Below are 25,338 nucleotides of genomic sequence, written 5' to 3' on the forward strand. Positions count from 1 at the left end.
GGGAGTACAAAGTGAAGTTTTAGGGGTTTCAAATTAATTGTTCGTAGTCGATTTGAGCTAATTTGTAAGCATTGGTCGCGCGAATTCTTGATTGCAGCCAATTATTGACGGAGCGAATTTATTGCCAAGCAACTCCGGCAGTCGCACCATTCACCCCTTGGCGGTGTCAAGTTTCGACCATCGAAGTTTCGATCGGGTTCTTCTTGGCGGGAAACCTCAACAATTTGCTAGAAATGCAGGTGTCAGAATTATGATTAGCGGTAGCCCAGACTTTATATTACCAGGACTAGGCGTAGATCCGGCTCCGGAATTCCAAGAACTAGAAACTCCCGAAGGCGAGCTGCACCTGCGGTTCTACGTTCCTTCGGGGAACGAGTTCGCACTGCCAGCGACAGGGATTAGAGAGGTACTATCCCCGTCCCCAGACCGCATGACACCGATCCCCAACGTTTCCTCTTTACTTTTAGGTACGCTAAATATGAGAGGACGAGTGATTTGGGTGGCAGACCTCGGCCAATTTCTGGGAGACCAAACACCTCTGAACACAGATAGACCCGAAATCCCGATCGTGGCTGTGGAAGACCAAGACACGATTTTGGGGCTGGCAGTCGATCGAATTGTGGGGATGGACTGGCTCGACGTAGAGCAACTGCACTCTCAGAACAATGCACCAGACGGCATGATTCCATTTCTGAGGGGAGAATGGATGTTAGGTGCAGAAGCTCAGAAAGTGCTCCGACTGCTAGATCAAGTGAAAATTCTGCGCTCGGCGCGGTGGGCAGCGTGAAATCGATTTTAGATTTGCGATTTGCGATTTTCGATTGGGGTCTAACCATCAACAGTCACACGACTTGAGGCGCGCATCTAAACATTCAATTCAAGATAAAAATCAAAAATCTCAAATCTAAAATCTAAAATCCAAAGAGGGCGGCAAATGACAACAAGTACCAACTTTCAGCAGGACTACCAACGGGCAGAAGCGGCCTACATGGATGGCAACTATTCAGAAGCCGCAGCCCTAGTTTATCAATTAGTAGAAGATTTTCCCGAAGACCCCAGCGCTCGCCTGCTGTGCGGACACATTTACTGCTATGGACTGCAACAGTATGAGGTGGCGAGGGAACAGTACACGGTTGTGCTAAGCCTGAGTGACGACCAGAGTTTGGTGGAACACGCTCACAGCGGAATTACCTACACAGACCAATTTTTATCTGGAGAACTGCAAACGGAAAATTTCGAGGCTTTGTCTGCTGAAACTGAATTAGAATTCTATCCAGACTTATCTCTCGATGAAGGGTTAGAAGACCCAGATTTGGGACTTTTCCAAGGAAATTCACCATCCATTTCCTATACAAGTCACTCCCCAGACGAAATGGAAAACGAGGACTTGGCAGACTTGGGGATGAGTGGCTTGGGGTGGGAAGCAGAAGACGATGAGGACGCAGGCTTAGTCCCAGATTTAGGCTCACATTCTAACCCCTTTGGTGGCGACAGCGGCGGAATGGCAGCTTATGCTGATACCTCCGACTCGCTAGACATAGATGAGTTTGCCGACTCGGACTTTGGAGACCCTTTTGCCTTAGATGATGGAGGGTTTGATGCTGCTGACGTGTCTAGTAGCAAAGTGTCTGGGAAAAGCGCACCTTACTCAGGAGATTCGTTTTCAGAAGCTCCGACTCAGATGCTCAACGGTCAAAGTTTTGCCTCCTCAGAAACCGGGAATTCCTTCGACTCGAACCACCTAGACTCCCCCATCGGGCCCTCGGACAATTTTGGCGAAGCTTTTGCTGCGCTCGATTTGCCAGACGAATTCGACGAGAACTCCGACTACGACTACCAATCCCCGCCCCAGAGTGGCCAAAATTACGGTCATAACGCACTTCCGGCTGAAGAAGAGGAAGACCCTTTTGCCGAGGCGATGCCCTCCTCGGGTTTCGGGTCTTCTCCACCTCAAAACAAACAGCCGAATAACAGGTCGGACTACTCGTCAAACTATTCGCTGGCGGAAGACGAAACGCTGTTGATGGGAGGTGCTGTCCCCAACTCTCAAAGTCAAAGGTCGAGCCGGGGACAATTTAATTCAGTCGATCCAGCCTCCGCCAACAGCAACGGTTACAGCGACTCGAACCCCCCGGCATTTGGCTCTACAGACAACTTCGAGTTAGATGCTTTTGAAGACGACGCTTTTAGCGATTCTTTCTCTTTCGACGAAAACGAACAAGCGACAGCTTTCGGGTCGTCCGACAAGAACAGCAGTGCCTGGTCGTCAAAAACTGGGAACGCTCAAGAACACAGCGACTTTTTAGACGAATTTGACGAATTTGACGATTTAGGCAATTTGCCGGATTTTGATATCTCAGAAGATGCCACCAGTTCGATCTTGACTAGAGGTAACACGAATTTCGGCAACTCGACCAGCGGCATGATGGGAACGACGGGCAGCAGCCTGGACTTTGACAACAGTGATGGCTCAGCAATTCGGGATGACGAGATATTTAGCATCAACGGCCCGGCTGATACGTCAGTGCCAACTTTTTCTCCCACCGAAACAGAAGCGGTCGATACTTCGGTAACAGTAGAACAGGGGGGACTGGCTTTCTTGGAAAATGCCCCTCTGTTTACAAAACAGTTGTATACGGCAATCGGGGCGGGACTGGTTTCTTTGGTAGCTGTGGCTTTCGTCACCAACATTGCTTCCTATCAAGCTCTGCGGCAAGACAAACCGGAGGCGATCGTTTACCTGCGCCAAACAGGCTGGGTAATGACCGCAGCAGCAGGCTTTACGAGCTTTTTAACTTCTTGGGGCATCGGCCAGTTGATCGCCAAGCAGGTACGCAAGTCCTCGGACAATTTGCAAGCTCAGTTCGATGCCGTATCTCAAGGAGCTTTGGACGCTCGCGCTACGGTTTACTCGGAAGATGAATTTGGCAAAATGGCTGCTAAATTCAACCACATGGCGAAGGTCATCCAAACCACGATTAGCGATACCAGGCGCAAGTCTGACGAGCAGGAACAGGCAAAAGAAGACTTGCAACGCCAAGTGATTCGCTTGCTAGACGACGTGGAAGGAGCGGCCCGGGGTGACTTGACGGTGACTGCGGAAGTGACCGCAGACGTTTTGGGTGCTGTTGCTGACTCCTTTAACTTGACAATTCAAAATCTGCGCGAAATTGTGCATCAGGTGAAGCAGGCGGCTCGGGAGGTCAGCAAAGGCGCTACAGATAGTGCTAAGTTTGCGGGCGATTTGTCTTCCGACGCGCTGCGGCAAGCTGAGGAACTGGCGGCAACGCTGAATTCGGTGCAAGTCCTCACCGACGCGATTCAGCGGGTCGCAGAGAGCGCTAGAGAGGCGGAAGAAGTGGCCCGGGGCGCGGCGGCAACGGCTCTGAAAGGGGGCGAGGCTGTGGAGCGGACGGTGGCCGGGATTTTAGAAATTCGAGAAACGGTAGCAGAAACCACTAGAAAAGTCAAGCGGTTGGCGGAAGCTTCTCAAGAAATTTCTAAGATTGTGGCTTTAATTGCGACGATCGCCTCCCGGACGAATTTGTTGGCCCTCAACGCCAGTATTGAGGCGGCGAGAGCTGGGGAAGCGGGCAGGGGTTTTGCGATCGTGGCAGACGAGGTGCGACAATTGGCAGACCGATCGGCGAAGTCTTTGAAAGAAATCGAACAGATCGTGATGCAAATTCAAAGCGAAACCGGCGCGGTAATGACGGCGATGGAAGAAGGGACGCAGCAGGTTATTGAGGGCACAAGATTGGCAGAACAAGCGAAGCGATCGCTTGAAGATATCATTCAAGTAACTAACCGAATTGACGTGTTGGTGCGATCGATTACTGCCGACACTGTAGAGCAAAACGAAACAGCTCGCGCCGTGGCCTCGGTTATGCAAGCAGTAGAGCTAACTGCTCAGGAAACATCCCAAGAAGCGCAGCGAGTTTCTGGTGCTTTGCAAAACTTGGTAGGCGTTGCTCGCGACCTTTTGACATCGGTAGAAAGATTCCGAGTAGAAACAGCAGAAAGACAATAATTAATTGTCTGATGCTTGTTTGGCTAGCTGATTTACAACCACGTTGGTCTGGCAATGATAGCAGACAAAAAGCAACCTCGCAGTCCTGAAAACACTGCGGGGATGCTAATTCAGCACCTAAATTAAGTAGGAGTTGCACAGATGGAGAATAACATAGTAGAGGTGATTCATGGCATAATTTACGAGATTCAGCCGACGAGCTGTATGATTTATAGCTTAGGAAAAAATAGCAGGGGCTATGCCACCAAAAGACTTCGGATTAAGGGCGAATGGAAAACTTTAACTGTCCACCGTTTATTATTAGAACATTCATTAGGTAGGCAAATCAGACCGGAATACTTTGATTGCCATACGGGCGATGTTCTATCCTGCATTAATCCTAACCATTTGTGGGAAGGTTCTCGGCTGGAAAATTCTCAAGATAGGTTTAAAAAAGAACGTATTAAAGATGTCGAAATTACATCTGAGGGGAAAGCTCAAAAACAACTGCGCTGCCAAGAAATAATTACCGATATTCGGGTACAAATAAAGCCCAACGGCTGCATAATTTGTACCTTAGCTAACAGAAGTGATGTTTACGCCATTGAAGGTACTAAAATTAATGGCAAAACAAAAAGCTTCTACGCTCACAGACTTGTACTGGAACACAAACTGGGAAGACCTCTCAAACTCGGTTATTTTGCGTGTCACAGTTGCCACGATCGCGGTTGTGTCAATCCCGACCATTCGTGGGAAGGAACGCCCGCCGATAACTCCCGCCAGGCCAAACGAAAAAAGCCGCTTTCCTTTCCTTCCATCTGTCAACGGCAAACTCACACCCGAAAAGGTGCGGGAGATTCGCTATCTTTTAAGTGAGGCTCTATCGAAAACAAAAATAGCCAGGACATTTGCCATATCTCGCAGTCAGATTATTCTCTTGGCAAGGGGCGAGATCTACAAAGAGCTTGTCTAGAACTACTAACATAGACCCAATACAATAACGCTTAAAATCAGGAATAAAACTATGCTGCCGGAGCAACAACAGAGGATAATGGGCTACTTTATTGAGGAGGCAAAAGACCACCTCAATACGATCGAACAAGGCTTGCTGAATCTGCAAACCACGATCGAAGACCCAGAACTGGTCAACGAAGTATTTAGGGCCGCTCACTCTGTCAAAGGAGGAGCAGCAATGCTGGGGCTGACCAGCATTCAGCAAACAGCTCACCGACTAGAAGATAGTTTTAAAGTTTTAAAAGAGTGCAGCGTTAAAGTAGACCAACAGCTAGAGTCCCTTTTCCTGCGAATTTTTGACACATTGCAAGGGCTGTTAGAGCAACTGTCGGGGCCTTTTGGACTGACAGAGGAATTGGGAGAACAGATGGTTCGAGAATTAGAACCAGTATTTGAAGAACTTAACGGGCACTTGGGGGGACTCGTTGGACACGGAGAACACCATACAGACGATAGCTACGCGATGCCAGTAGCCGAACCAGTGATGGCGGGGATGGGAGTCGGGGCGTTTGCCTCATCAAGGAGTTTTCAGGATTCGCGGTCAGTTTACGCACCTGATCCCAGAGCAACAGAAGACAGCGCGCTACAGGTAGTATTTGACTCGGACGTGCCGGCGAGGATGCGGGAACTCCTGCAAGAGTTCAAACAGCCCGAGGGGCCAGAAAGCAGGCGGCAACTCAAGAACATTTGTCGGAACTTGCTCAGGACGGGGGAAGAATTTGAACTGCCCTGCTGGATAGAATTGATTCAAGCTGTATCCAAGGCGATCGCCAACCCAGAAAATAGCTACCGTACCTTAGCCCCAACGGTAATCAAAGACATCAAACAAGCGCAAGAACTGGTAATTTCCGGTCTAGAATCGTCGATCGCACCAAGCGCAAAACTTCTGGCGCTGCAGCCGACTGTTCTGGTTCCAGAAACGGATTTTGAAGATTTGCTGGCCTTCGCTCAACCGAGTACATCCGGGAAAAATGTGGTTTCTGTTGAGGATGAAGCCTGGGATCTGCTGGGTTCGAGCGATGCCCCGGATGGATTGAACAAGTTGCTGCCGACTATTTCTGGGCTGAGTATAGACGAGCTGTTCGACCAACTAGACAGTGGCGACAGCAACGATGACAGTGGCCTTCGATCGTCTCAGTTCGACGACGATGCCGCCTTCGCAGAATCGGATATGGAGACGGGTGCTTTTAGAGGCTCGACCCGCACCGGCCCGGAAGTGGGCGCGGCAGAACTTAACACTTTAGCTGACTTGTTTGACGGCGAGTCCCCGGATCTCGACGGCGCTTGGGAAGAAGAAGAAGACCTCGACTATGCACAGTCTTCTGGGATGTCGGCGGCGGGAATGCTGGGGTCAGACGATGAGGACAATTCCGGCGATTTTACTGATTTGTTGTTTGACGAATACGATGCGGAAAGTTCCGAAACGAACACGAAGCCTCCGATTGACGACTTGACGAGTTTGTTTGGGGAGGATTTGCTGTTTGGAGAGGAAGCAGAGGGCTCGGCAGTAGCTGCCGGTCAGAAAAAAAATGCGGGTTCGAGCCAGCGGTTAGCTCGCAAAAAGCTTAAAACGGGTAACGGTAGGGGCGGTTTGGAGCGGCGAGACAACAGGGTGGCGCCAGCCAGGGGACAAGCTGACGAAGATGCTCTCGGTACGCTTTTGGACGAAGTGGCGGCCCAAACTTCTGCTGGTGTTACGGAGGATGCTGATTTCGATAACTTGTTCGGCGATTTAGGCTTATCTGATGAGGCAACGGATGTGCCGGCAGTCTCTTCGGAGTATTCCCTCAAGTCTGAGGCTTTCGACGCAGGATCGAAGCAGCCTGCTGCAGGGGGCGGGAATAATAATGATTCAGCGGGTGCAGAAGCGCTTGCTCTCCCTGAAATGGATGATTTCGAGTTGCTCTCTGAGCTTGGCGAGGACTCGGATGTGAGCGAGCTTTTGGGGATTACTTCTAATTTCCTTTCTTCAGAAGACGAAGGTGGGGAGAACGGGGGCGATCGAGATCAAGCTGCAGGCATTGCAAAAAATGAGGAAATGAGCAACGTTTTTAACATGACATCAAATTCTGATTTAGATATCTCTGCGGATGAAAACTGGCTAGAAGATGCTTTCGGCCTGGAAGACGAGTCTGTGCAATCGCTCAACCTGGAAGTGGACGATACGGATTTAGATGCGCTGTTTGGGGATATGACCTCGGGTTCGATTTCTGAGGATGAACAAACTGTGCGGGATAGCCAAGGAGTGGCTACCTCCCGAGAAGCGGCTGATTTGGCTGAGCTGTTCGGTTCTGTACCTACGGGTACTGAGTATGAGGGGCAAGCTTCGGGGCAAGCCCGTGGGGGTTGGCTGAATGATGGGGATTCAGAATTGCTGAGTGCCGATGTGGAAGTTGATGAGGGCGACTTGGCAAATTTCTTGGAGAACAATGGTGCGGCTGTTTCCGACCCAAGCTTGGTAAATTCGGCAGCCGTTGAACTTGGGGCTTTGTCGGACGATCGTCCTGAGTCGGAAATTTCCAATGCCGAATCTGATGAGGGCGCAGCTTTCGATTTCTTGGAGGATATGTTTGGGGAAGGGCTGGTACAGCAGGGCGATGCTGGAGCGGCGCCAGAGGAGACCGCTGCTGTTGCTCAGGAGGAGTTGTCGGCCCAATCTTCCGATGGTTTCTTCGACCAGGTAGGTGCGGATTTGTTCGATCGATCCGAAACAAATGCCACTGGGGAGTCGGAGGACGAGGATGATTTGTTTGATGCCCTGGAAACAGATTTTTCGAGTGCGGATTTAGATGCGCTGCCGACAGAACCTCTCGATGGTGGTATGTTTGAGGGCGATGGTGACTTGCTCTCGGTGATGGAAAATGGGGCTACCCTCAACAGCGAAGAGTTGCAGGGTTTTGATGATTTGTGGGATTCGATCGATGCGGAAGTTCTGGTGACTTCGGAACTGACCACCGGCTTTTGGGACGCTGAGGACGAGTCGGCCCAGGCCGATTCCTCGGAGTTGGAAGAGGGGTCGCTGGCAGACTTTTTTGGCGATGGCGAATCAGGCGCTGAGGACGACGAAGGCAATTTTGACGATTTAGAAGCACTCTTAATTGCAGGGGGTGCTGGAGCTGTCATAGCAGCTTCTGGGGGAACAAATCAGAGTCCGGTAAATACAGAAGTTTTCTCGGATCTCGAAGAGCTTCTCAGCGAGAGCGCAACTATGCCGGAAATTCCTGCACCGGCGACAACTGCCAGTAAAGCTTCGCGCGCTGCAGCCGAGGAGAGCGACGACGAATTTGGCGATTTGGAAAAACTGCTGGAAGATCCCAAGGAGAGCGGCCGCCAAGGGGAAGGCAATATCGGGCCGTCGGCGATCAACAGACCCAGGCGCAATATGCGCGCGGGCGGGTTCGGCGACCAAACGATGCGGGTGCCGATCAAGCAACTGGATAACCTCAGCAATTTGATGGGGGAACTGGTGGTGAACCGCAACAGTTTGGAGCAAGACCAAGAACGGATGCGGCAGTTTTTGGACAATTTGCTGCACCAGGTAACGCTGCTGAGCGATGTGAGCCAGCGGACTCAGGATTTCTACGAGCGGAGTCTTTTGGAGATTGCTTTGCTGGCAAACCGCCAGGGACATCGATCGGCATGGCGCTCTGAGGATTCGGCCCACACCCGGGAAAGTGCCTGGAGACCAGAGGAAATGGACAGGTTTACTCCTTTCCACAGTTTGGCTCAGGAGATTATTGAGCTGATCGTGCGGGTGCGGGAGTCGGCGGCGGACATTGAGTTTTTGGTGGATGAGGCCGATCAGGTGACTCGCCAACTGCGACAAGTTACGACTCAACTGCAAGAAGGTTTGACTCGCGCCCGGATGAAGCCGTTTGCGGAGACGACGGACAGGCTGTTCCGCGCGGTGCGGGAAATTGCGATTAAGTGCGGGAAGCAGGCTCAGTTGCAGGTTGAGGGTAAGGATATTCAGATCGACAAGATGATTGTGGATCAACTGTATGACCCGATGACTCATTTGGTGAACAATGCGATTACTCACGGGATCGAACCGCCCGAAGTGCGTCTGGCGGCTGGGAAGCCTGCTGTCGGCCGGATTACGATTCGTGCTTTCCACCAAGGGAACCAAACGGTGGTTTCGGTTTCTGACGACGGGGCGGGAATTGACCCGCAAAGGGTGAAGGCGAAGGCAATTAAGCAGGGTTTGCTGACGGCGGCTCAGGCTCAGAGGATGTCTCGCTCGGAAGTTTACGATTTGCTGTTTATGCCGGGTTTCAGCACTCAGGAACAGGCCACGGAGTATGCCGGCCGGGGAGTCGGTATGAATGTGGTGCAGACTTCCTTGCAGGAGATTCGCGGTACTGTGTCGATTGATTCAACGATCGGCAAGGGGACTGTGTTTACCATCCGTTTACCTCTGGTGTTGAGTATTTCTAAGGCTCTGACTTGCATTAGCGATCGAGCTCGGATTGCTTTCCCGATGGATGGGGTCGAGGATATGATCGATGTGCCTCGCGATCAGGTGACGACGGGGGCGGACGGTTTGCCTTGCATTGAGTGGCGGGGTCAAAGCTTGCCGTTCCGGCCGCTGCGGGATTTGCTGGCTTACAACCGCCATTTGGGCCGGGGCAGTGTTTACGGGTTTAATACTGACGATGACATGATTTCGGTGATCGTGCTGCGGTCTGCGGGCAATTTCTTGGCGGTGCAGGTGGATCAGGTTTCGACGGAACAGGAAATTGTGATCAAGCCGTTGGAAGGGCCGGTGCCGAAGCCGATCGGGATTGCTGGGGCCACGGTGCTCGGGGACGGTCGGATCGTGGCGATTGCGGACGTTCTGGAGCTGATCGATTTGGCTACCGGAAGGCTGCGGAAGGAAGCTGGCGGTACGCTTTGGGATGAGATCGAGAGAGCTACTAAGGAGGCGGAAATCGAGAAGACTGAGCCGACTGTGCTGATTGTGGATGACTCGATTACGGTGCGATCGCTCTTGTCGATTACTTTCGAGAAGTCTGGCTATCGTGTGGAAGAAGCTCGCGACGGTAAGGAAGCTTGGGAAAAGATGAAATCTGGTCTGCCTTGCGATATCGTTTTCTGCGATATTGAGATGCCGAGAATGGATGGTTTAGAACTACTTTCTCGGATGCAGAAGGATGCGGTTTTGTGTGAATTGCCGATCGCGATGTTGACTTCTCGCGGTGCTGACAGACACCGCCAAATGGCTTACAGTTTGGGCGCGAAAGGCTATTTCACTAAGCCTTATCTGGAGGAGCAATTGCTTGATGCTGCTTCTCGGATGTTGAAAGGTGAGGTTGTTGGTGCTCCGGTTGGTGTGTAATGTGTAAATCTCCGTTTATCTGCGGTTAAAAAAGGGAATTTCTTAACCGCAGATGTTCGGGGGGTGGCAACGAAGCCACATCGGTTGCTGGAGCGGCTTATGGCTCTCATACCTCTTTAATAAAACGACATTTTTAACCGCAGATGGATGCAGATTAACGTAGATGAATTTCAGAATAAATATCAACTTAGGTTAGAGGTCTAGCCTATTAAAAAATTATCCGACCGTTCGTTTGTATTATGAGTAGCAACGCCCCGATCAAAACAATTTTAATTCTGGCAGCCAATCCCACCAATATGCAAGCCTTGCGATTGCCGGAAGAAGTACGGGAAATTGAGGAAGGATTGCGGCGGGCAAATAAGGGCGAACAGTATAAATTAGAACAAAAGTGGGCGGTGCGTTCCCGTGACTTTTATCGAGCGATTTTAGATTATCAACCCCAAATAGTTCACTTTTGCGGGCATGGTGCGGGAGAAGAGGGAATTGTTCTACAAGATGAGACTGGAAAAAAGGCGGTGGTGCGAACAGATGTCCTCGCCAGTTATTTTGAATTGTTTGCCCAGAAAGGTGTAAATTGTGTAGTTCTGAATGCTTGTTATTCGGAAGTACAGGCGGAAGCAATTAGCCAATACGTTAATTATGTCGTTGGTATGAATAAGGCTGTGGGAGATCGAGCAGCAGTTGCCTTTGCGGTAGCGTTTTATGATGGCATTGCTGCCGGGTATGAAGTGGAAGAAGCCTACAAGTTAGGTTGTTCGCAGATGATGAGTTTCCGAGAGCATGAAACTCCTGTTTTTCATAAAAAAAAGTTAATAGATACTCATATTGATAATATTTTAACTCCTTTAGAAAATGTTATTCCGCCTAATCCTTATCAAGGATTGTCTGCATTTGGAGAAGAAGATGCAGACTTCTTTTTTGGACAAGAAAAATTTGTGAGTAATTTAGTGGAAATAACGCACAAACAACCATTAGTAGCGGTGGTTGGGCCAAGTGGCAGTGGTAAGTCTTCAGTGGTATTTGCGGGATTAATTCCCAAATTGAAAAAAGAGGGAAACTGGTTAATTGCATCTTTCCGTCCGGCGGGGAAAGAACCGTTTTTGCCTTTAGCTTCTGCATTGGTACGGCAATTAGAACCAGAAGCCGGTGAAACTCAACAATTACGGGAAGCGGTGGGATTAGCAGATGATATGCAGCAAGGTAGAATCACCGTGCAGCAGGTAGTATCTCGCATTTTAGAGCGTAATCCTGATAAACGGTTGTTGTTAGTTGCTGACCAATTTGAGGAATTGTATACCCTTTGTCAGGTCAAGAAAGAACAGGAACGTTTTGCTGATGCGTTGCTAACGGCGATAGCTCAAGAAAATATTACCTTAGTTTCGACTTTACGGGCTGACTTTTACGGTTATGTGCTTTCCTATCGTCCGTTTCGGGATGCGTTGCAGGAATTTACACCGCAATTACTCAGTTCAATGAAGCGGGAAGAATTACAGGCAGCTATTGAATTACCTGCTCAAAAATTAGAAGTACAGTTAGAATCACAATTAACCCAACGCATTCTTGATGATGTGGGGCAAGAACCGGGGAATTTACCCTTATTAGAATTTGCCTTAACTCGGTTGTGGGAAAAGCAAATCAACCGAGAATTAACTCACCAAGCTTATAAAGAAATTGGCGGGGTTAAAAAAGCCATTGCCAATCATGCAGAACAGGTTTATCAACAACTGAACGAAACACAGAAAAAGCAGGCACAGCGAATATTTGTGCAATTAGTACGTCCGGGGGAAGGAACGGAGGATACCAGGCGCGTTGCTACTCGTGCGGAAGTGGGGGAAGATAACTGGAATTTGGTGAGTTATTTAGCTGGATATCAAGCGCGTTTGGTGGTAACGGGACGACAAGAACAGGAAGATACAGTAGAAGTAGTGCATGAAGCACTGATTCGAGAATGGGAAACGCTGCGCGAATGGATTAATGCGAACCGTTAGTTTCGGACTTGGCAAGAACGGTTGAAGGTGAGATTACGGGAGTGGAAAAATAACAACCATGACTCTGGGGCGTTGTTGCGCGGTGTGCCGTTAAATTTGGCAGAAGATTGGTTGCGTAAACGCGCCGATGAAATGACCCAGGAGGAGCGAGATTTTATTCAGGTTAGCGTTCAGAAACAAAAACGTAGGTGGCAATTTATTACTTTTGGTGTGTCTGGTGCTTTTATCGTTGTTTCGGGTTTTGGTATTTTTGCAACTTGGCAGTGGTGGCAAGCAGAAATATCTCGCAGCGAGGCTATCAGTCGTTCTTCAATGGCACTTTTTAGCCAAGGGCAAACATTCGATGCGCTGATGGAAGGTTTACGGGCAGCACAGGTAAAGGGTAGACCGCCAATGTGGGTGGAGGCAACTTTGCGACAAGCGGTTTACGGAGTCAGAGAACGCCGTTTGGAAGGGCATAGCAGTGTGGTCATGAGTGTCGCCTTTAGCCCAGATGGTAAAACCTTAGCTTCTGCCAGCAGTGACAACATGATCAAACTGTGGAATCTGCAAAGCCAAAAACCGATTGCCACCCTGGCCGGCCATAGCGATTCGGTCAATAGTGTCGCCTTTAGCCCAGATGGCAAAACCTTGGCGACCGCAAGCGATGACAAGACCATCAAACTGTGGAATCTGCAAAGCCAAAAACCGATTGCCACCCTGGCCGGCCATAGCAATGTGGTCAATAGTGTCGCCTTTAGCCCAGATGGCAAAACCTTGGCGACCGCAAGCGCTGACAAGACCATCAAACTGTGGAATCTGCAAAGCCAAAAACCGATTGCCACCCTGGCCGGCCATAGCAATGTGGTCAATAGTGTCGCCTTTAGCCCAGATGGCAAAACCTTGGCGACCGCAAGCGCTGACAAGACCATCAAACTGTGGAATCTGCAAAGCCAAAAACCGATTGCCACCCTGGCCGGCCATAGCGATTCGGTCAATAGTGTCGCCTTTAGCCCAGATGGCAAAACCTTGGCAACTGCTAGCTGGGACAACACCATCAAACTGTGGAATCTGCAAAGCCAAAAACCGATTGCCACCCTGGCCGGCCATAGCAGTCTGGTCATAAGTGTCGCCTTTAGCCCAGATGGCAAAACCTTGGCGACCGCAAGCGGTGACAACACCATCAAACTGTGGAATCTGCAAAGCCAAAAACCGATTGCCACCCTGGTCGGCCATAGCAGTGTGGTCAATAGTGTCGCCTTTAGCCCAGATGGCAAAACCTTGGCAACTGCTAGCTGGGACAACACCATCAAACTGTGGAATCTGCAAAGCCAAAAACCGATTGCCACCCTGGCCGGCCATAGCAGTGGGGTCACAAGCGTCGCCTTTAGCCCAGATGGCAAAACCTTGGCGACCGCAAGCGCTGACAAGACGATCAAACTGTGGAATCTGCAAAGCCAAAAACCGATTGCCACCCTGGCCGGCCATAGCGAAAAGATCTATAGTGTCGCCTTTAGCCCAGATGGCAAAACCTTGGCAACTGCTAGCTGGGACAACACCATCAAACTGTGGGATCTGCAAAGCCAAAAACCGATTGCCACCCTGGCCGGCCATAGCGAAAAGATCTATAGTGTCGCCTTTAGCCCAGATGGCAAAACCTTGGCAACTGCTAGCTGGGACAACACCATCAAACTGTGGAATCTGCAAAGCCAAAAACCGATTGCCACCCTGGCCGGCCATAGCAATGTGGTCAATAGTGTCGCCTTTAGCCCAGATGGCAAAACCTTGGCGACCGCAAGCGCTGACAAGACGATCAAACTGTGGAATCTGCAAAGCCAAAAACCGATTGCCACCCTGGCCGGCCATCTCATTAGGGTCAATAGTGTCGCCTTTAGCCCAGATGGCAAAACCTTGGCAACTGCTAGCTGGGACAACACCATCAAACTGTGGAATCTGCAAAGCCAAAAACCGATTGCCACCCTGGCCGGCCATAGCAGTCTGGTCATGAGTGTCGCCTTTAGCCCAGATGGCAAAACCTTGGCGACCGCAAGCGCTGACAAGACCATCAAACTGTGGAATCTGCAAAGCCAAAAACCGATTGCCACCCTGGCCGGCCATAGCAGTCTGGTCATGAGTGTCGCCTTTAGCCCAGATGGCAAAACCTTGGCGACCGCAAGCGCTGACAAGACGATCAAACTATGGAATTTCGAGTTTGATGATTTACTTAAGCGTGGCTGTGACTGGGTGCGTAGCTACGACTATTTACAAAGCAGCCCCAATGTCAGTGACAGCGACAGGCACCTGTGTGATGGTGTTCCTATAAATCAATAGGCTTTTGCCAGAAAGTTTGTTTAAAATAACAAGTTAATCTCAGAAACTGCATAAAAATACCCACCTCAACCATATATAAAAATAAAACTTTTCTCAAACCCCTTACCCAGCATCTACCATGACAAACCAAACCCCCAACTTCTACGCCCTCCTCATCGGTATCGACTTCTACTTCCCCCATGATTTGCCTGATGGACGCTACAAAAACTTGCGGGGATGCGTTCAAGATATTAACCACGTCGAAACTTATTTAAAAGAAACCTTCAACCTCACCCCCGACCAAATTATTAAACTCACGGCAACTGCTTCTGAGAATCCCAACCAACCCAAAGAACCCCCCGAACTCTTACCCACTTATGAGAATATCGTCGCCAAATTCAAAGAACTAACCGCCAAAGCCCAACCGCAAGACCGCGTATATATTCACTACTCCGGTCATGGCGGACGGGCGAATACAATTTTTGAGGATATCAAGGGTTTTGGTGCTTTAGATGAAGCCTTAGTTCCCACAGATATCGGTCAACCAAATTCCCACTATTTATGCGACATAGAATTTGCCAAACTCCTGGAAGAAATGGTGAAAAAAGAGTTAGTTGTAACTCTCGTACTCGATAGCTGTCATTCCGGTGGCGCCACGAGAGAAATCAGCGGAGATGACCGAGTTCGCGGTGGCGGTTTTATTGACACGACTCCCCGACCAACATATAGTTTAGTAGCACCTGTTCAGGAATTAGCACAAAATTGGCAAACTTTAACAGCAAATAGCCGCAATATTACAGTTGTCAATGGTTTGTTACCCGAACCAAAAGGTTATACCTTAATAGCAGCTTGTAGAGATGATGAATTGGCGTATGAAAATGTGTTTGAAGGAACAGAAAGCAACGGCGCTTTGACTTATTTTTTATTAAAAGCTTTGCGGCAATATGGTACAGAAATTTCTGTAGAGAATCTGTTCAATCACATTTCTAATAAAGTTCACAATAAATTTGTACGACAAACCCCAATGTTGATGGGAGAGACCGATCGCACTTTTTTTGGCGGTCAGTCTGTTGGTGCTAGCCGTAAGGTGCCGGTAATGAAAGTAGATATCAAGAAAAACCGAGTGCAACTACAAATTGGGGAAGCAAGCGGTATTAAAGAAGGGGCAGAATTTGATATTTTCAAATTCAGAACGAGGGATTTTGAAGATAGTGACAACCGGATCGCAACGGCTAAAGTAGTAGAATTGGGAGCATCGGACTGTTGGGCAGAAGTAACGGCGCTATATGGTATCAGAACCATAAATTCTCAATTAACCGAAGGAATGGTTGAAATTGGTTCCCCTGCTGTCTATTTATCGCCAGGATTAAAACAAATTCGCAAAGTTCGCCTTCTCTTACCTGACCCATTACCACAATCTTCGGTTGTCAATGTGCCATTACTTCCTACTATCCTTCTAACTAAAAAAGAGGAAGTTGAAGGTCATCGCTGGATAGAATTTTGTTCGGAAACAGAAACCGATGAGAATGTAGATTATTTTGTTTCCCTCAATTCAGAAGGGGAGTATTGGATTTTAGATGCGAATAAAGAACCAATCAAAAATATTGTTTCTCCAATAAAAATTGATGAACCTGAAGCCACAAAAAGGCTAATTAATCGCTTAATTCATGTTGCCAGATATGAGAGTATTTTGGAACTGGATAATAAGGGAGCAAACGCACCATTAAAGGGCAAACTTAAGGTTGAGTTAGTTAAATCAGTCAAAGGAGAACAAGTAGTTGTGAACGCTGATGGTAAGGTGCCGGTGTTAGAAGAAGGCGAACGGGTTGTCCTGCGAATTCACAATGAATATGAATCTAATTGCACTTTAAATATTTCTGCTTTGATACTTCAGGCGGATTTGAGTATTGTCAAATTCTATCCCAAAGGTGCTAGTTATGAAGTTGTAGACCGCGGAAAATCTAGAGAAACTCGCTTTGAGATCGAATTACCAGAAAATTATCAGGAAGGAGTAGATGTCATTAAAGTATTTGCAACGGTGGATGCAACGAATTTTCAATTGTTGGAATTGCCAGCGTTAGACCAATCTCGGAAAGGATTTGGGAATCAAGAACCTACTAATGCTTTGGAACAATTATTGACGGCAGTTGTGGATGAAGATAACCCTCAGCGAAATATTAAGGGTGTTACTGATGCTAGTGAGGAATGGACGACGGAAAAAGTGGAAATGATGGTGAAAAAAGATAGCAGTTTGATTTAGAGATTTTTTTTAGGAATGGTTGTATTCTACTCAGAGATGAGGTAATCCCTATGCAGTTGACAGTTGACAGTTGACAGTTGCATAATACCCGAATCAAACCGTTTATGAAACGCGGGGTCAGGACTCTATTCATCAGGTTATTTATGTCCTCAGCGATGTGGCCGTTATGGCGTAAACTGGGAATGGTCTTCTTAAGCAACTTCTCAACAAGAATCTCAAACAGTAACATCTATGACGCGCAAAATTATTCGTACTGACAAAGCACCAGCACCCGTGGGCCCATACAATCAAGCGATCGCCGCTACGGGCACTATGCTGTTTGTAGCTGGTCAAATTGCGATCGACATTAGACTAAACGATATTGTCTACACCGACGACGTGGCCAAACAAACCGAACAAGTCATGGCAAATCTCGAAGCGATTCTCACAGAAGCCGGCGCTACTTGGTTGGATGTGGTAAAAACTACCGTTTTCCTCAAAGATATGAATGATTTTGCCGCCGTAAATGCGGTTTATGCGAAATATTTTGATGCGGAAACTGCACCGGCGCGCGCTTGTGTGGAAGTTTCGCGTTTGCCGAAAGATGTGTTAGTAGAGATTGACTGTATTGCGGTTATTTAACATGAGTTAGAGTGCTGATCTGGCAGGACAATCGATCGACGTGCCAGGTATATAGAGTCTAACCAAAAAAATAGGATTCAAGCTTCCCCCTTCTAGGGGGAGTTTCGGTTGGGAATCTCTCAGCGAGATTTTTGAATAAACAGCACCGCATTTATTCAGGTGTGCTAAACAATGGTTGTATGTTAAATCTAGCCTACGAGTACAAGCTCATTCCTACCGATACGCAACGCCAAACTTTCAACCTGTGCCTCAATATTTGCCACAAGGTCTACAACTTTGCATTGCCAGAACAAAAGATTGGGTTAATTCTCGTAAGTGTGATATTAACTCGTGCAGCATTAAACAGGAATACATTATCCCTGCTGATGCACCCCGTCCAACCTTTGCCCGCCAATGCAAATCATTGATCGAGATGTTGCAGCCGCGCAAGTGGTGTTGCAGCGTGGATATACAGGGGTTGGGCAAATCGCAGTGAATTTGGGGGAGGGCAAGCTACATGAGTAGTCCCAATGAACCAAGAATCCCCGCTCATAAGAGAACGGGGAGTTGTCAATCATCAAGCTGCAATAGTCTCACTACTTCTTTAAATTAGCAGGAGGAGTTTCAGGTACAACCCAGTAATAGACTGTTCTCTCGCCCACTTTTACTACCTGCTCAGGTTTCCAGTCGCCCATATCGAATTCATGGGACACAATGCGCGTACCTGGTTTTAATTCACTGAGTAATTTGGGGCGCAGTTTTACGTTAAGTTCTGGCAGTAGGTAAAGCGTGACAACTGTTGCCTCACTGAAGTCTGTTTGGAATAAATCTGCCTGACGAAACTGGACACGATCAGTCACGCCAGCCTGTTTGGCGTTCTGGTTAGCTTCTCGAATGCGTTCTGGGTTGATGTCAATACCAATGCCCCGCGCGCCAACCTTTTTAGCGGCTGCAATCACAATCCGACCGTCGCCACTACCCAGGTCGTAAACCACGTCATTGGATTGCACGTTTGCCAGCCGCAGCATTTCATCCACAACCGCTACAGGCGTTGGAACGTAAACGACATCGGGTTGACGAGTGGGAGCTGGTGTTGTGGAGTTAGGAGTCGCTTGAGCCTGATCAGAAACAGAATTAGTTTCGGATGTGGCAGTGGGGCTGGGAGCCACTGCCTCCAAGTTACGTTGTTCGGTACAGCCGATCGCAGCAACACTGAGAATGCTAACGCCAACAAAGAGTGATTGCCTAATGGTTTTGAGTTGCATGATCATAATCTCCAAAAAAAATTGCTATGTAGTTTGACGAACAAAGGGAAGACCCAGTAGAACAACGATGATCCCTGCGATCGCGCCGATGCCTGTATAGACTACGCTCGAATAGAGCAAATAGCCACAAATGGCGCAGAACACTATGGGAATGATCGGGTAAAGCGGTACGCTAAACGGGCGAAGTCGATCGGGTTCTCGAATGCGTAAAACAATTAACGACAGGGTGCTGATCAAAAAGAAAAACCAGAAGATGGGCGCAGTGTAGTCCACCATTGTTTCAAATCCTTTGCGGGTGAAGGTTCCCAGCCCAATCAGCGTCAGGGCGATCGCACCTTGCAATAAATAAGCGGTTGTCGGTGAACTCGGATGCGGGTGCCAGCGTCCCAACCAACGAAACGCAGGCATATCCTGCCCCAGAGCGAAGCTGCTGCGTGCCCCCGTAAAGATGCTGGCGTTGATCGACCCCAGCGTGGCGGTCACAACCAGTAAACTCACAAACGCGGCTCCTGGTTCACCCAGCACTCGCCGCAGTAAATCTGATGCAACGGCTTGAGAGTCTGCCATGCCTGCGATACCCAATCCCCGCACGTATGCCAGATTAATCAGCACATAAAGTCCTGTAATGATGCCAATGCTCCAGAGGAACGATCGCACAATATTGCGCTGCGGGTGGTGAATTTCGGCAGAAATGTAAGCAGCTTCATTCCAACCACCATAGGACAGCAGCACGAAGACCAGCGCTAAGCCCCAGGAAGAGGTAGCGGAGGCATCGGAGGAAAGGGGCGGGACGGGAGGAGGGGAGGATGCCAGACCAACCACGATAACCAGCAGTAAGCCTAAAACGAGTATCACCGCTAGCCAGTTCTGGACGCCCTTACTCTGGCGCAGTCCAATGATGTTCAGCATTGTGAGCAGGACGATCGCGACTGCGGCGTAAATTGCAGGCGAGTAGCCACCTAGCCGAAATAGCTCCGAGGCATAGTCGCCAAACACAAATGCCAGCAGCGCGATCGAGCCCGTCTGAATCACAGTCATGCGTGCCCAGGCAAATAAAACCGCGATCGGTTGCCCAAATGCCCGTTTCAGGTAGTAGTAGTTGCCGCCGACATGGGGATAAGTCGTTGCCAATTCGGCGTAGCAAAGTGCCCCCAGCAATGACACCACACCGCCCATGAGCCAGACTCCTATGACACCACCAACCGTTCCGGTATTAGCAGCGACCAGAGCAGGGGTTTCAAAAATGCCTGCGCCGATTACTAGCCCGACAATCAAGGCGATCGCATCAATTAGAGTAATGGAGGGTTTTGGAGTCCCTGTTTGAGGTTCCTTAGGTTCCACCAGTGCAGTGTTCTCTAATCTATTCACAGTTTTAGCTTCTCAACGAGTAGAATTTGTAACGACACCCAGGCGTAAACCCATTTCCGTTTTGCCTAAAAATCCGACGCCCACTCAGAAGAATTAGAATTCCTGCGATACCAGAAATTAAAAAGAGTTGCTGGAAAGGTGAACAGTTCCTCCTCAAAAACCTATTTAGGATAGGGTTGACAATCAAAGTCTACTCTTAGCGTCCACAGCAAATGTGACTCAAAGGTGACAAGGCCCACATTTTTCTTAATTACTGAGAGCAGGTTCCCATGCTTCGATTGTTTGCAGGATAATCAAACCAGAACGAACCATTGCTTGCAGTTGAGGTAGCATCTACCCAATCCGCGTCACTCCTGAAATCAATACATTAGCGCTTCGATCGCCAATCAGACAACCGCACAGATAATCCAGAAACGAGACTCAGCCTTTTGCAAGATGAGCAAATCTACACGATCTTGCACAATAGTTATCATATTGTTGAATGGTTAGAAGCAGTGGATTTCTAGATCAGGGCTGTGTATTGTCGGCAAATTTTGGCTCAAAAGTTATTAAACCACGATCGCTCGTGTCTACCAGAAAAAGTGATGGGAACAGGTGGATAAGCGGTGTTAGCTGTTTTCTGGGATTGCACAAAAATTGATGGCAATTGCAGCGTCGCTCAAAAGCAATTAGCAGGTAAAAAGAGATGAAACGAACAAAGATTCTTAAAAGTAGGCTAATGTTGAGCATCCTGGGTCTAGTTGCCTGCACTTCTCCCCAGCCGCAGGTGCGCGAAACACCGACTTCTGTCCAAATCAGTAGTGAAGCGCAACAGGCACAAACTAATCAAACTACCCAGCCAGCCAGTTGCAAATTGGTGGAAGACGGGTTTGGCCCGCAGGGGCAGGTGAGTGTTCGGGTGGAGGAAGTGGTGACAGGGCTGGATGTTCCCTGGGGGATTGCTTTCTTACCAAACCGCGATCTGCTTGTTTCTGAACGATCGGGACGGGTGCGGCTAGTGCAAAATGGCAAGCTGCGCCCTCAAGTGATCGCCACGATCAATGTCAGCGATCGCGGTGAAGGTGGATTACTGGGCATTGCCGCTCATCCCGATTTTGCCAATAAGCGATTCTTTTATGTATATTTCACGGCCAACCAAAATGGCACTCCAGTGAATCGTGTGGAACGCTGGCAGTTGTCCCAGGATGGGGTGAGTGCAACCCGCGATCGCACCATTGTTGATAATATTCCCGTTGCTCAATTCCACAACGGCGGACGGATTCGATTTGGTCCCGATGGGATGCTTTATATTGGCACCGGAGACGCCAGAGATCCAAACCTTTCTCAGAATGTCAAAAGTCTTGCAGGCAAGATTTTGCGCGTCACCCCTGATGGCGAGGTGCCCGCTGATAATCCCTTCCCAGGAAATCCAGTTTATATCCTGGGGATTCGCAATACTCAAGGGTTTGATTGGGTGAATGTATCGACTCTGTGGGTCAGTGATCATGGCCCCAGTGGCGAGTTAGGGCGATCGGGACACGATAAAGTCAGTGTTGCCCAGGCAGGTGATAATTTGGGCTGGCCGACTATCTATCGCTGTGAATCACAGCAAGGATTGGTAACGCCTGCGATCGTGTGGAAGCAAGCATTACCCCCCGGAGGAGCCACCATCTACACAGGCAATGCGATTCCTGAATGGAAAGGCAACCTCATAGTTGCAGGACTGCGGGCAGAGCAATTGCAGCGAATCGTCATTGATCCTCGATCGGGTCAGGTGCAGCAGCATGAAGTGTATTTGCAGGGGCAGCAGGGACGGCTCAGAGAAGCGATTATGGGCCCCGATGGGGAATTGTATGTGACCACCAGTAATTGTGATGGTCGCGGCACTTGCCCACCAGAGCAGGACAAGATTCTTCGCATTACTCGCTGAGTCAGTTTTTGAACCTGTCACCTTCTGATTACTTTTCAGCTTCAAATTGAAAACAGGTAGAGAACTACGATCGCTCAAGCAATTTCTTTACCTGTTCTTTTATGAGTTGAACAGAAATTTCACTTTTGACCAAAAATTTTCTTTGGTGGAAAACTCGGGAGAGTAAGGAGATAAATAAATTAACTTTGCTCTTGCCTCTTCGATAAATTATTTCACCATTTCTCCGCAATGAATTGTAGCATTATCCATAACTAAACAAGCACCTTGCCAAAGTTTAGCGACTAATTCTCTCAGAATAAATTTCAAATTTTATGCCATTTTCTGACCATAAATATTTCTTGAAGCCACTACTTCTGTACTCGATAAAGCAGATATTAAAGAAATATTGTTTTTAGGAGTTTTTCTTCTCTCGCTCTTTGACCTTTTAATGCTCTTCGATATAGTCGTATGTCTGATGGTATCTGGCTGCTTAAAAAATAAATGTCCGAAGTATTTATCTAAGAATACTTTATCTTTTCTTCAGTACCCGTCTGCTGGGACGAAAGTTTGTGTAGTTGCGGTTTCAACCGCCGAGGGTAAAGTGCGCGACTTTATTAACTTCTACAGCCGATCGCACAAAGTCGATCTGTCGCTGTCGCGCACCCTACTCCTAAATCAATCTGAAACAATCAGATTTAATCTCAATTAGCAATTAAAAATTACTAATTGCCAGTTACCAATTAGCAATTAGCAATTACTCTAAAAGCAATTACCAATTACCAACTCTCAACTATTTATTCAACGCTTCGCGAGCAGCAACCGCTTCGTCAGGATGAATATTCAAGCGGGTCAAATTAATTCGACCTTTGTTGTCAATTTCTCGCACTTTGACAATCACTTCATCGTTGACAGCTAACTCGTCTTCCACTTTGCCAACGCGGTAGTCCGCTAACTGGGAAATGTGAATCATTCCTTCTTTTCCGGGCAAAATTTCCACAAAAGCGCCGATCGGAATAATTCGAGTTACGCGGCCGACATACACGTCTCCTGCATTCAACTTGCGCGTCATGCCTTGGACAATGTTGTAAGCCCGCTGAGCTTTTTCGCTGTCGTTGCCAGCAATTGTCACGGTTCCGTCGTCTTCGATGTCTATTTTGACACCGGTTTCTTCGGTGATGGCTTTGATCGTTTTACCACCTGGCCCAATTACCAAACCGATAAATTCTGGATCGATTTTCAGGGTTAGCAAACGCGGTGCAAACGGCGACATTTCCCTGCGAGGAGTCTCGATGGTTGCCAGCATTCTTTCTAAAATTTGCAGTCTGGCCGGTTTGGCTTGACGGATGGCATTGGCAATCACATCTAAGGGCAAACCTTTGATTTTCATGTCCATCTGCAAAGCAGTAATCCCGGTGTCGGTACCGGCTACTTTGAAGTCCATGTCGCCTAAGAAGTCTTCAATTGCCTGAATGTCAGTCAAAATTCGGACTTCATCGCCTTCTTTAATTAAGCCCATTGCCGCGCCGCTGACGGGTTGGGAAAGGGGAACGCCTGCATCCATTAATGCTAGCGTTGAGGCGCAAACTGAACCCATTGAGGTGGAACCGTCGGAAGAAAGGACTTCTGAAACTACGCGAATCACGTAGGGGAAATCTTCTTTGGATGGCAAAACCGGCAGCAAAGCGCGTTCTGCGAGGGCTCCGTGACCGATTTCTCGGCGTCCGGGCGATCGCATCGGCTTGGTTTCTCCTACCGAAAACGGCGGGAAATTGTAGTGATGCAGGTAGCGTTTGTCTTGCTGCGGGTGCAAGTCGTCTCCTAAGTCTTGGGCGTCGCCTGGGGTTCCCAGGGTAGCTGCGGACAAGACTTGAGTCAACCCGCGATTAAACAACCCACTGCCGTGTACTCGCGACGGCAGCACCCCTACGCGACAAGAAACTTGCCGCACCTCGTCTAGCTTGCGACCGTCTACACGGACGCCATCATCGAGGATTTGCTGGCGCATGATTTTTTTGGTAACGTCTTTGAAAACGTTGCCGATCGCCTTGGTGTTGGCGGTGGCTGCTAGTTTTACCGGGTCCTCTTCCGAGAGTTCGGCGATCGCAGATTCGACTGCATTTGCCTTAACTTCGTCCAAAGCTGCATTCCGCTGGTTTTTGTCTTGTTCAAATTTAGACAAAATAAAGCGGATGGGGGCTTCAGCGCGATCGCGAATAAAGTTTTCCAGGGCAGAGTCTAGGGATGGCCGTTCCTCTACCACCAAATCGATGCCCAATTCCGCCATAATTTCGCGCTGGGCTTGAATCAAGTCACAGGCTGCTTCATAGCCGAAGTCGATCGCCTCGATGATATCCTGTTCCGGCAATTGGTTCGCGCTGGCTTCCACCATGATTACTCCATCAGGAGAACCGGCTACCACGAGATCCAACTCGCCTTCTTTGATTTCGCTGTAAGTTGGGTTGATGATGAAATCATCTCCTACCAAACCGACTCGCACCGCCGCCATCGGCCCGTAAAACGGCATTTTCGCCAGCAGTATCGCCACTGAAGCCCCCGTCACCGCCAAAACGTCCGGTGGCACTTGTTCGTCCATCGAAACAGTTGTTGCTACAACTTGGATGTCATCTCGCAGCCAGCTTGGAAATAGGGGACGCAGCGGTCGATCGATCAAACGACCCGTGAGAGTCACTTTTTCTGGGGGACGCCCTTCCCGGCGCAAAAATCCACCGGGAATTTTACCGCCAGCGTAGAGTCTCTCTTCGTAATCCACCAACAGGGGCAGGAAATCAATTCCTTCTCTCCCCTGCGATCGAGTCGCTGTCACTAAAACCGCTGTGTCACCTGACTGAATCAAAACTGCACCGCCTGCTTGAGGCGCTAGTAAACCAATCTTCAGTCTAATATCCCGTCCATCGAAGGATATTGACTTGTCTATCTCTACCATGTAGCACTGCTTCCTTATCTACCACATTCTTTCTCTGTCGGGATCGTAACATTACCACAGGGGGTTTGAGAGTCCGACGCCAAAAGACAGCGATTATCGCCTCGCGATCGACTGTCTGTGCCTCGATTCTAAGCATTTATACTCTAGAATTATTTTTGGCAGTCAGGGGTCGATTCTCCGGTCGATCGCCCGCTAAACGCCTTCCATAGATGGTACGATGAATTTTCGTTTGGGAATTGGGACGTTGAAGGAAGAAGGAAGAGGGATTTAGTTCTCTAGGACAGGAAATAAGCCGTAAGGTGCTTATGGCGCACCCTATATATACAGGTTTTACCTAATTCATGTCTGGATCAAAATATCCTCGGTTTGTTTTAA

At 48.8% G+C, this 25,338-nt stretch carries 13 protein-coding genes and 2 pseudogenes; 11 read left to right on the top strand and 4 right to left on the bottom strand.

All coding sequences use genetic code 11. The features are described from left to right. Window positions 1–104 precede the first annotated feature (104 nt). From D0A37_RS18440 to D0A37_RS18485, 10 genes and pseudogenes are all read left to right on the top strand, one after another. Window positions 105–254, top strand: a complete 150-nt coding sequence (locus D0A37_RS18440) for a hypothetical protein (RefSeq protein ID WP_242716513.1) — start codon at window positions 105–107, stop codon at window positions 252–254. Further along, complete coding sequence (locus tag D0A37_RS18445) at window positions 254–787, top strand: chemotaxis protein CheW (protein ID WP_242725613.1); 534 nt, start codon at window positions 254–256, stop codon at window positions 785–787. The genes D0A37_RS18440 and D0A37_RS18445 overlap by 1 nt, the downstream gene beginning before the upstream one ends. Window positions 788–934: 147 nt before the next feature. Then, the gene (locus D0A37_RS18450) at window positions 935–4,030 is read left to right on the top strand and encodes a methyl-accepting chemotaxis protein (RefSeq protein WP_242716515.1); all 3,096 of its coding nucleotides are present in this window, start codon (window positions 935–937) and stop codon (window positions 4,028–4,030) included. A 141-nt stretch (window positions 4,031–4,171) separates the two neighbouring features. Further along, complete coding sequence (locus D0A37_RS18455) at window positions 4,172–4,885, top strand: HNH endonuclease (RefSeq protein WP_242716517.1); 714 nt, start codon at window positions 4,172–4,174, stop codon at window positions 4,883–4,885. 148 nt (window positions 4,886–5,033) lie between these two features. Then, the gene (locus D0A37_RS18460; protein WP_242716519.1) at window positions 5,034–10,361 is read left to right on the top strand and encodes a hybrid sensor histidine kinase/response regulator; all 5,328 of its coding nucleotides are present in this window, start codon (window positions 5,034–5,036) and stop codon (window positions 10,359–10,361) included. Between the two features lie 239 nt (window positions 10,362–10,600). Beyond that, complete coding sequence (locus D0A37_RS18465) at window positions 10,601–12,349, top strand: nSTAND1 domain-containing NTPase (RefSeq protein ID WP_242716521.1); 1,749 nt, start codon at window positions 10,601–10,603, stop codon at window positions 12,347–12,349. A gap of 27 nt (window positions 12,350–12,376) precedes the next feature. Next, the gene (locus D0A37_RS18470; protein WP_242725616.1) at window positions 12,377–14,659 is read left to right on the top strand and encodes a WD40 repeat domain-containing protein; all 2,283 of its coding nucleotides are present in this window, start codon (window positions 12,377–12,379) and stop codon (window positions 14,657–14,659) included. Window positions 14,660–14,777: 118 nt separating this feature from the next. Beyond that, the gene (locus D0A37_RS18475; RefSeq protein ID WP_242716523.1) at window positions 14,778–16,898 is read left to right on the top strand and encodes a caspase family protein; all 2,121 of its coding nucleotides are present in this window, start codon (window positions 14,778–14,780) and stop codon (window positions 16,896–16,898) included. A gap of 231 nt (window positions 16,899–17,129) precedes the next feature. Further along, window positions 17,130–17,519: a Rid family detoxifying hydrolase gene (locus D0A37_RS18480; protein WP_242716525.1), complete on the top strand. Its 390-nt coding sequence runs from the start codon at window positions 17,130–17,132 to the stop codon at window positions 17,517–17,519. 179 nt (window positions 17,520–17,698) lie between these two features. Then, window positions 17,699–17,925: pseudogene (locus D0A37_RS18485) on the top strand (helix-turn-helix domain-containing protein); the annotation flags it as partial. A gap of 169 nt (window positions 17,926–18,094) precedes the next feature. Here the strand turns inward: D0A37_RS18485 and D0A37_RS18490 are convergent. Together D0A37_RS18490 and D0A37_RS18495 are read right to left on the bottom strand one after the other, a co-directional pair. Next, entirely contained in the window at window positions 18,095–18,763 is a 669-nt protein-coding gene (locus tag D0A37_RS18490) for a class I SAM-dependent methyltransferase (protein ID WP_242716527.1), read from the bottom strand. Between the two features lie 24 nt (window positions 18,764–18,787). Then, window positions 18,788–20,131: an APC family permease gene (locus tag D0A37_RS18495; RefSeq protein ID WP_242716529.1), complete on the bottom strand. Its 1,344-nt coding sequence runs from the start codon at window positions 20,129–20,131 to the stop codon at window positions 18,788–18,790. A 685-nt stretch (window positions 20,132–20,816) separates the two neighbouring features. On the opposite strand from D0A37_RS18495, the gene D0A37_RS18500 reads away from it, so the two are divergent. Continuing rightward, window positions 20,817–22,040: a PQQ-dependent sugar dehydrogenase gene (locus D0A37_RS18500; protein WP_242716531.1), complete on the top strand. Its 1,224-nt coding sequence runs from the start codon at window positions 20,817–20,819 to the stop codon at window positions 22,038–22,040. A gap of 117 nt (window positions 22,041–22,157) precedes the next feature. Here D0A37_RS18500 and D0A37_RS18505 read toward each other — a convergent pair. Next, window positions 22,158–22,489 (bottom strand): annotated as a pseudogene (locus D0A37_RS18505) (transposase); the annotation flags it as partial. 320 nt (window positions 22,490–22,809) lie between these two features. Beyond that, window positions 22,810–24,963 carry a polyribonucleotide nucleotidyltransferase gene (locus D0A37_RS18510; protein ID WP_242716533.1) on the bottom strand — a complete coding sequence of 718 codons (2,154 nt, stop codon included), beginning with the start codon at window positions 24,961–24,963 and terminating at the stop codon, window positions 22,810–22,812. Window positions 24,964–25,338: the final 375 nt, after the last annotated feature.

This window comes from Microcoleus vaginatus HSN003, from assembly GCF_022701255.1.
GTDB lineage: Bacteria > Cyanobacteriota > Cyanobacteriia > Cyanobacteriales > Microcoleaceae > Microcoleus > Microcoleus vaginatus_B.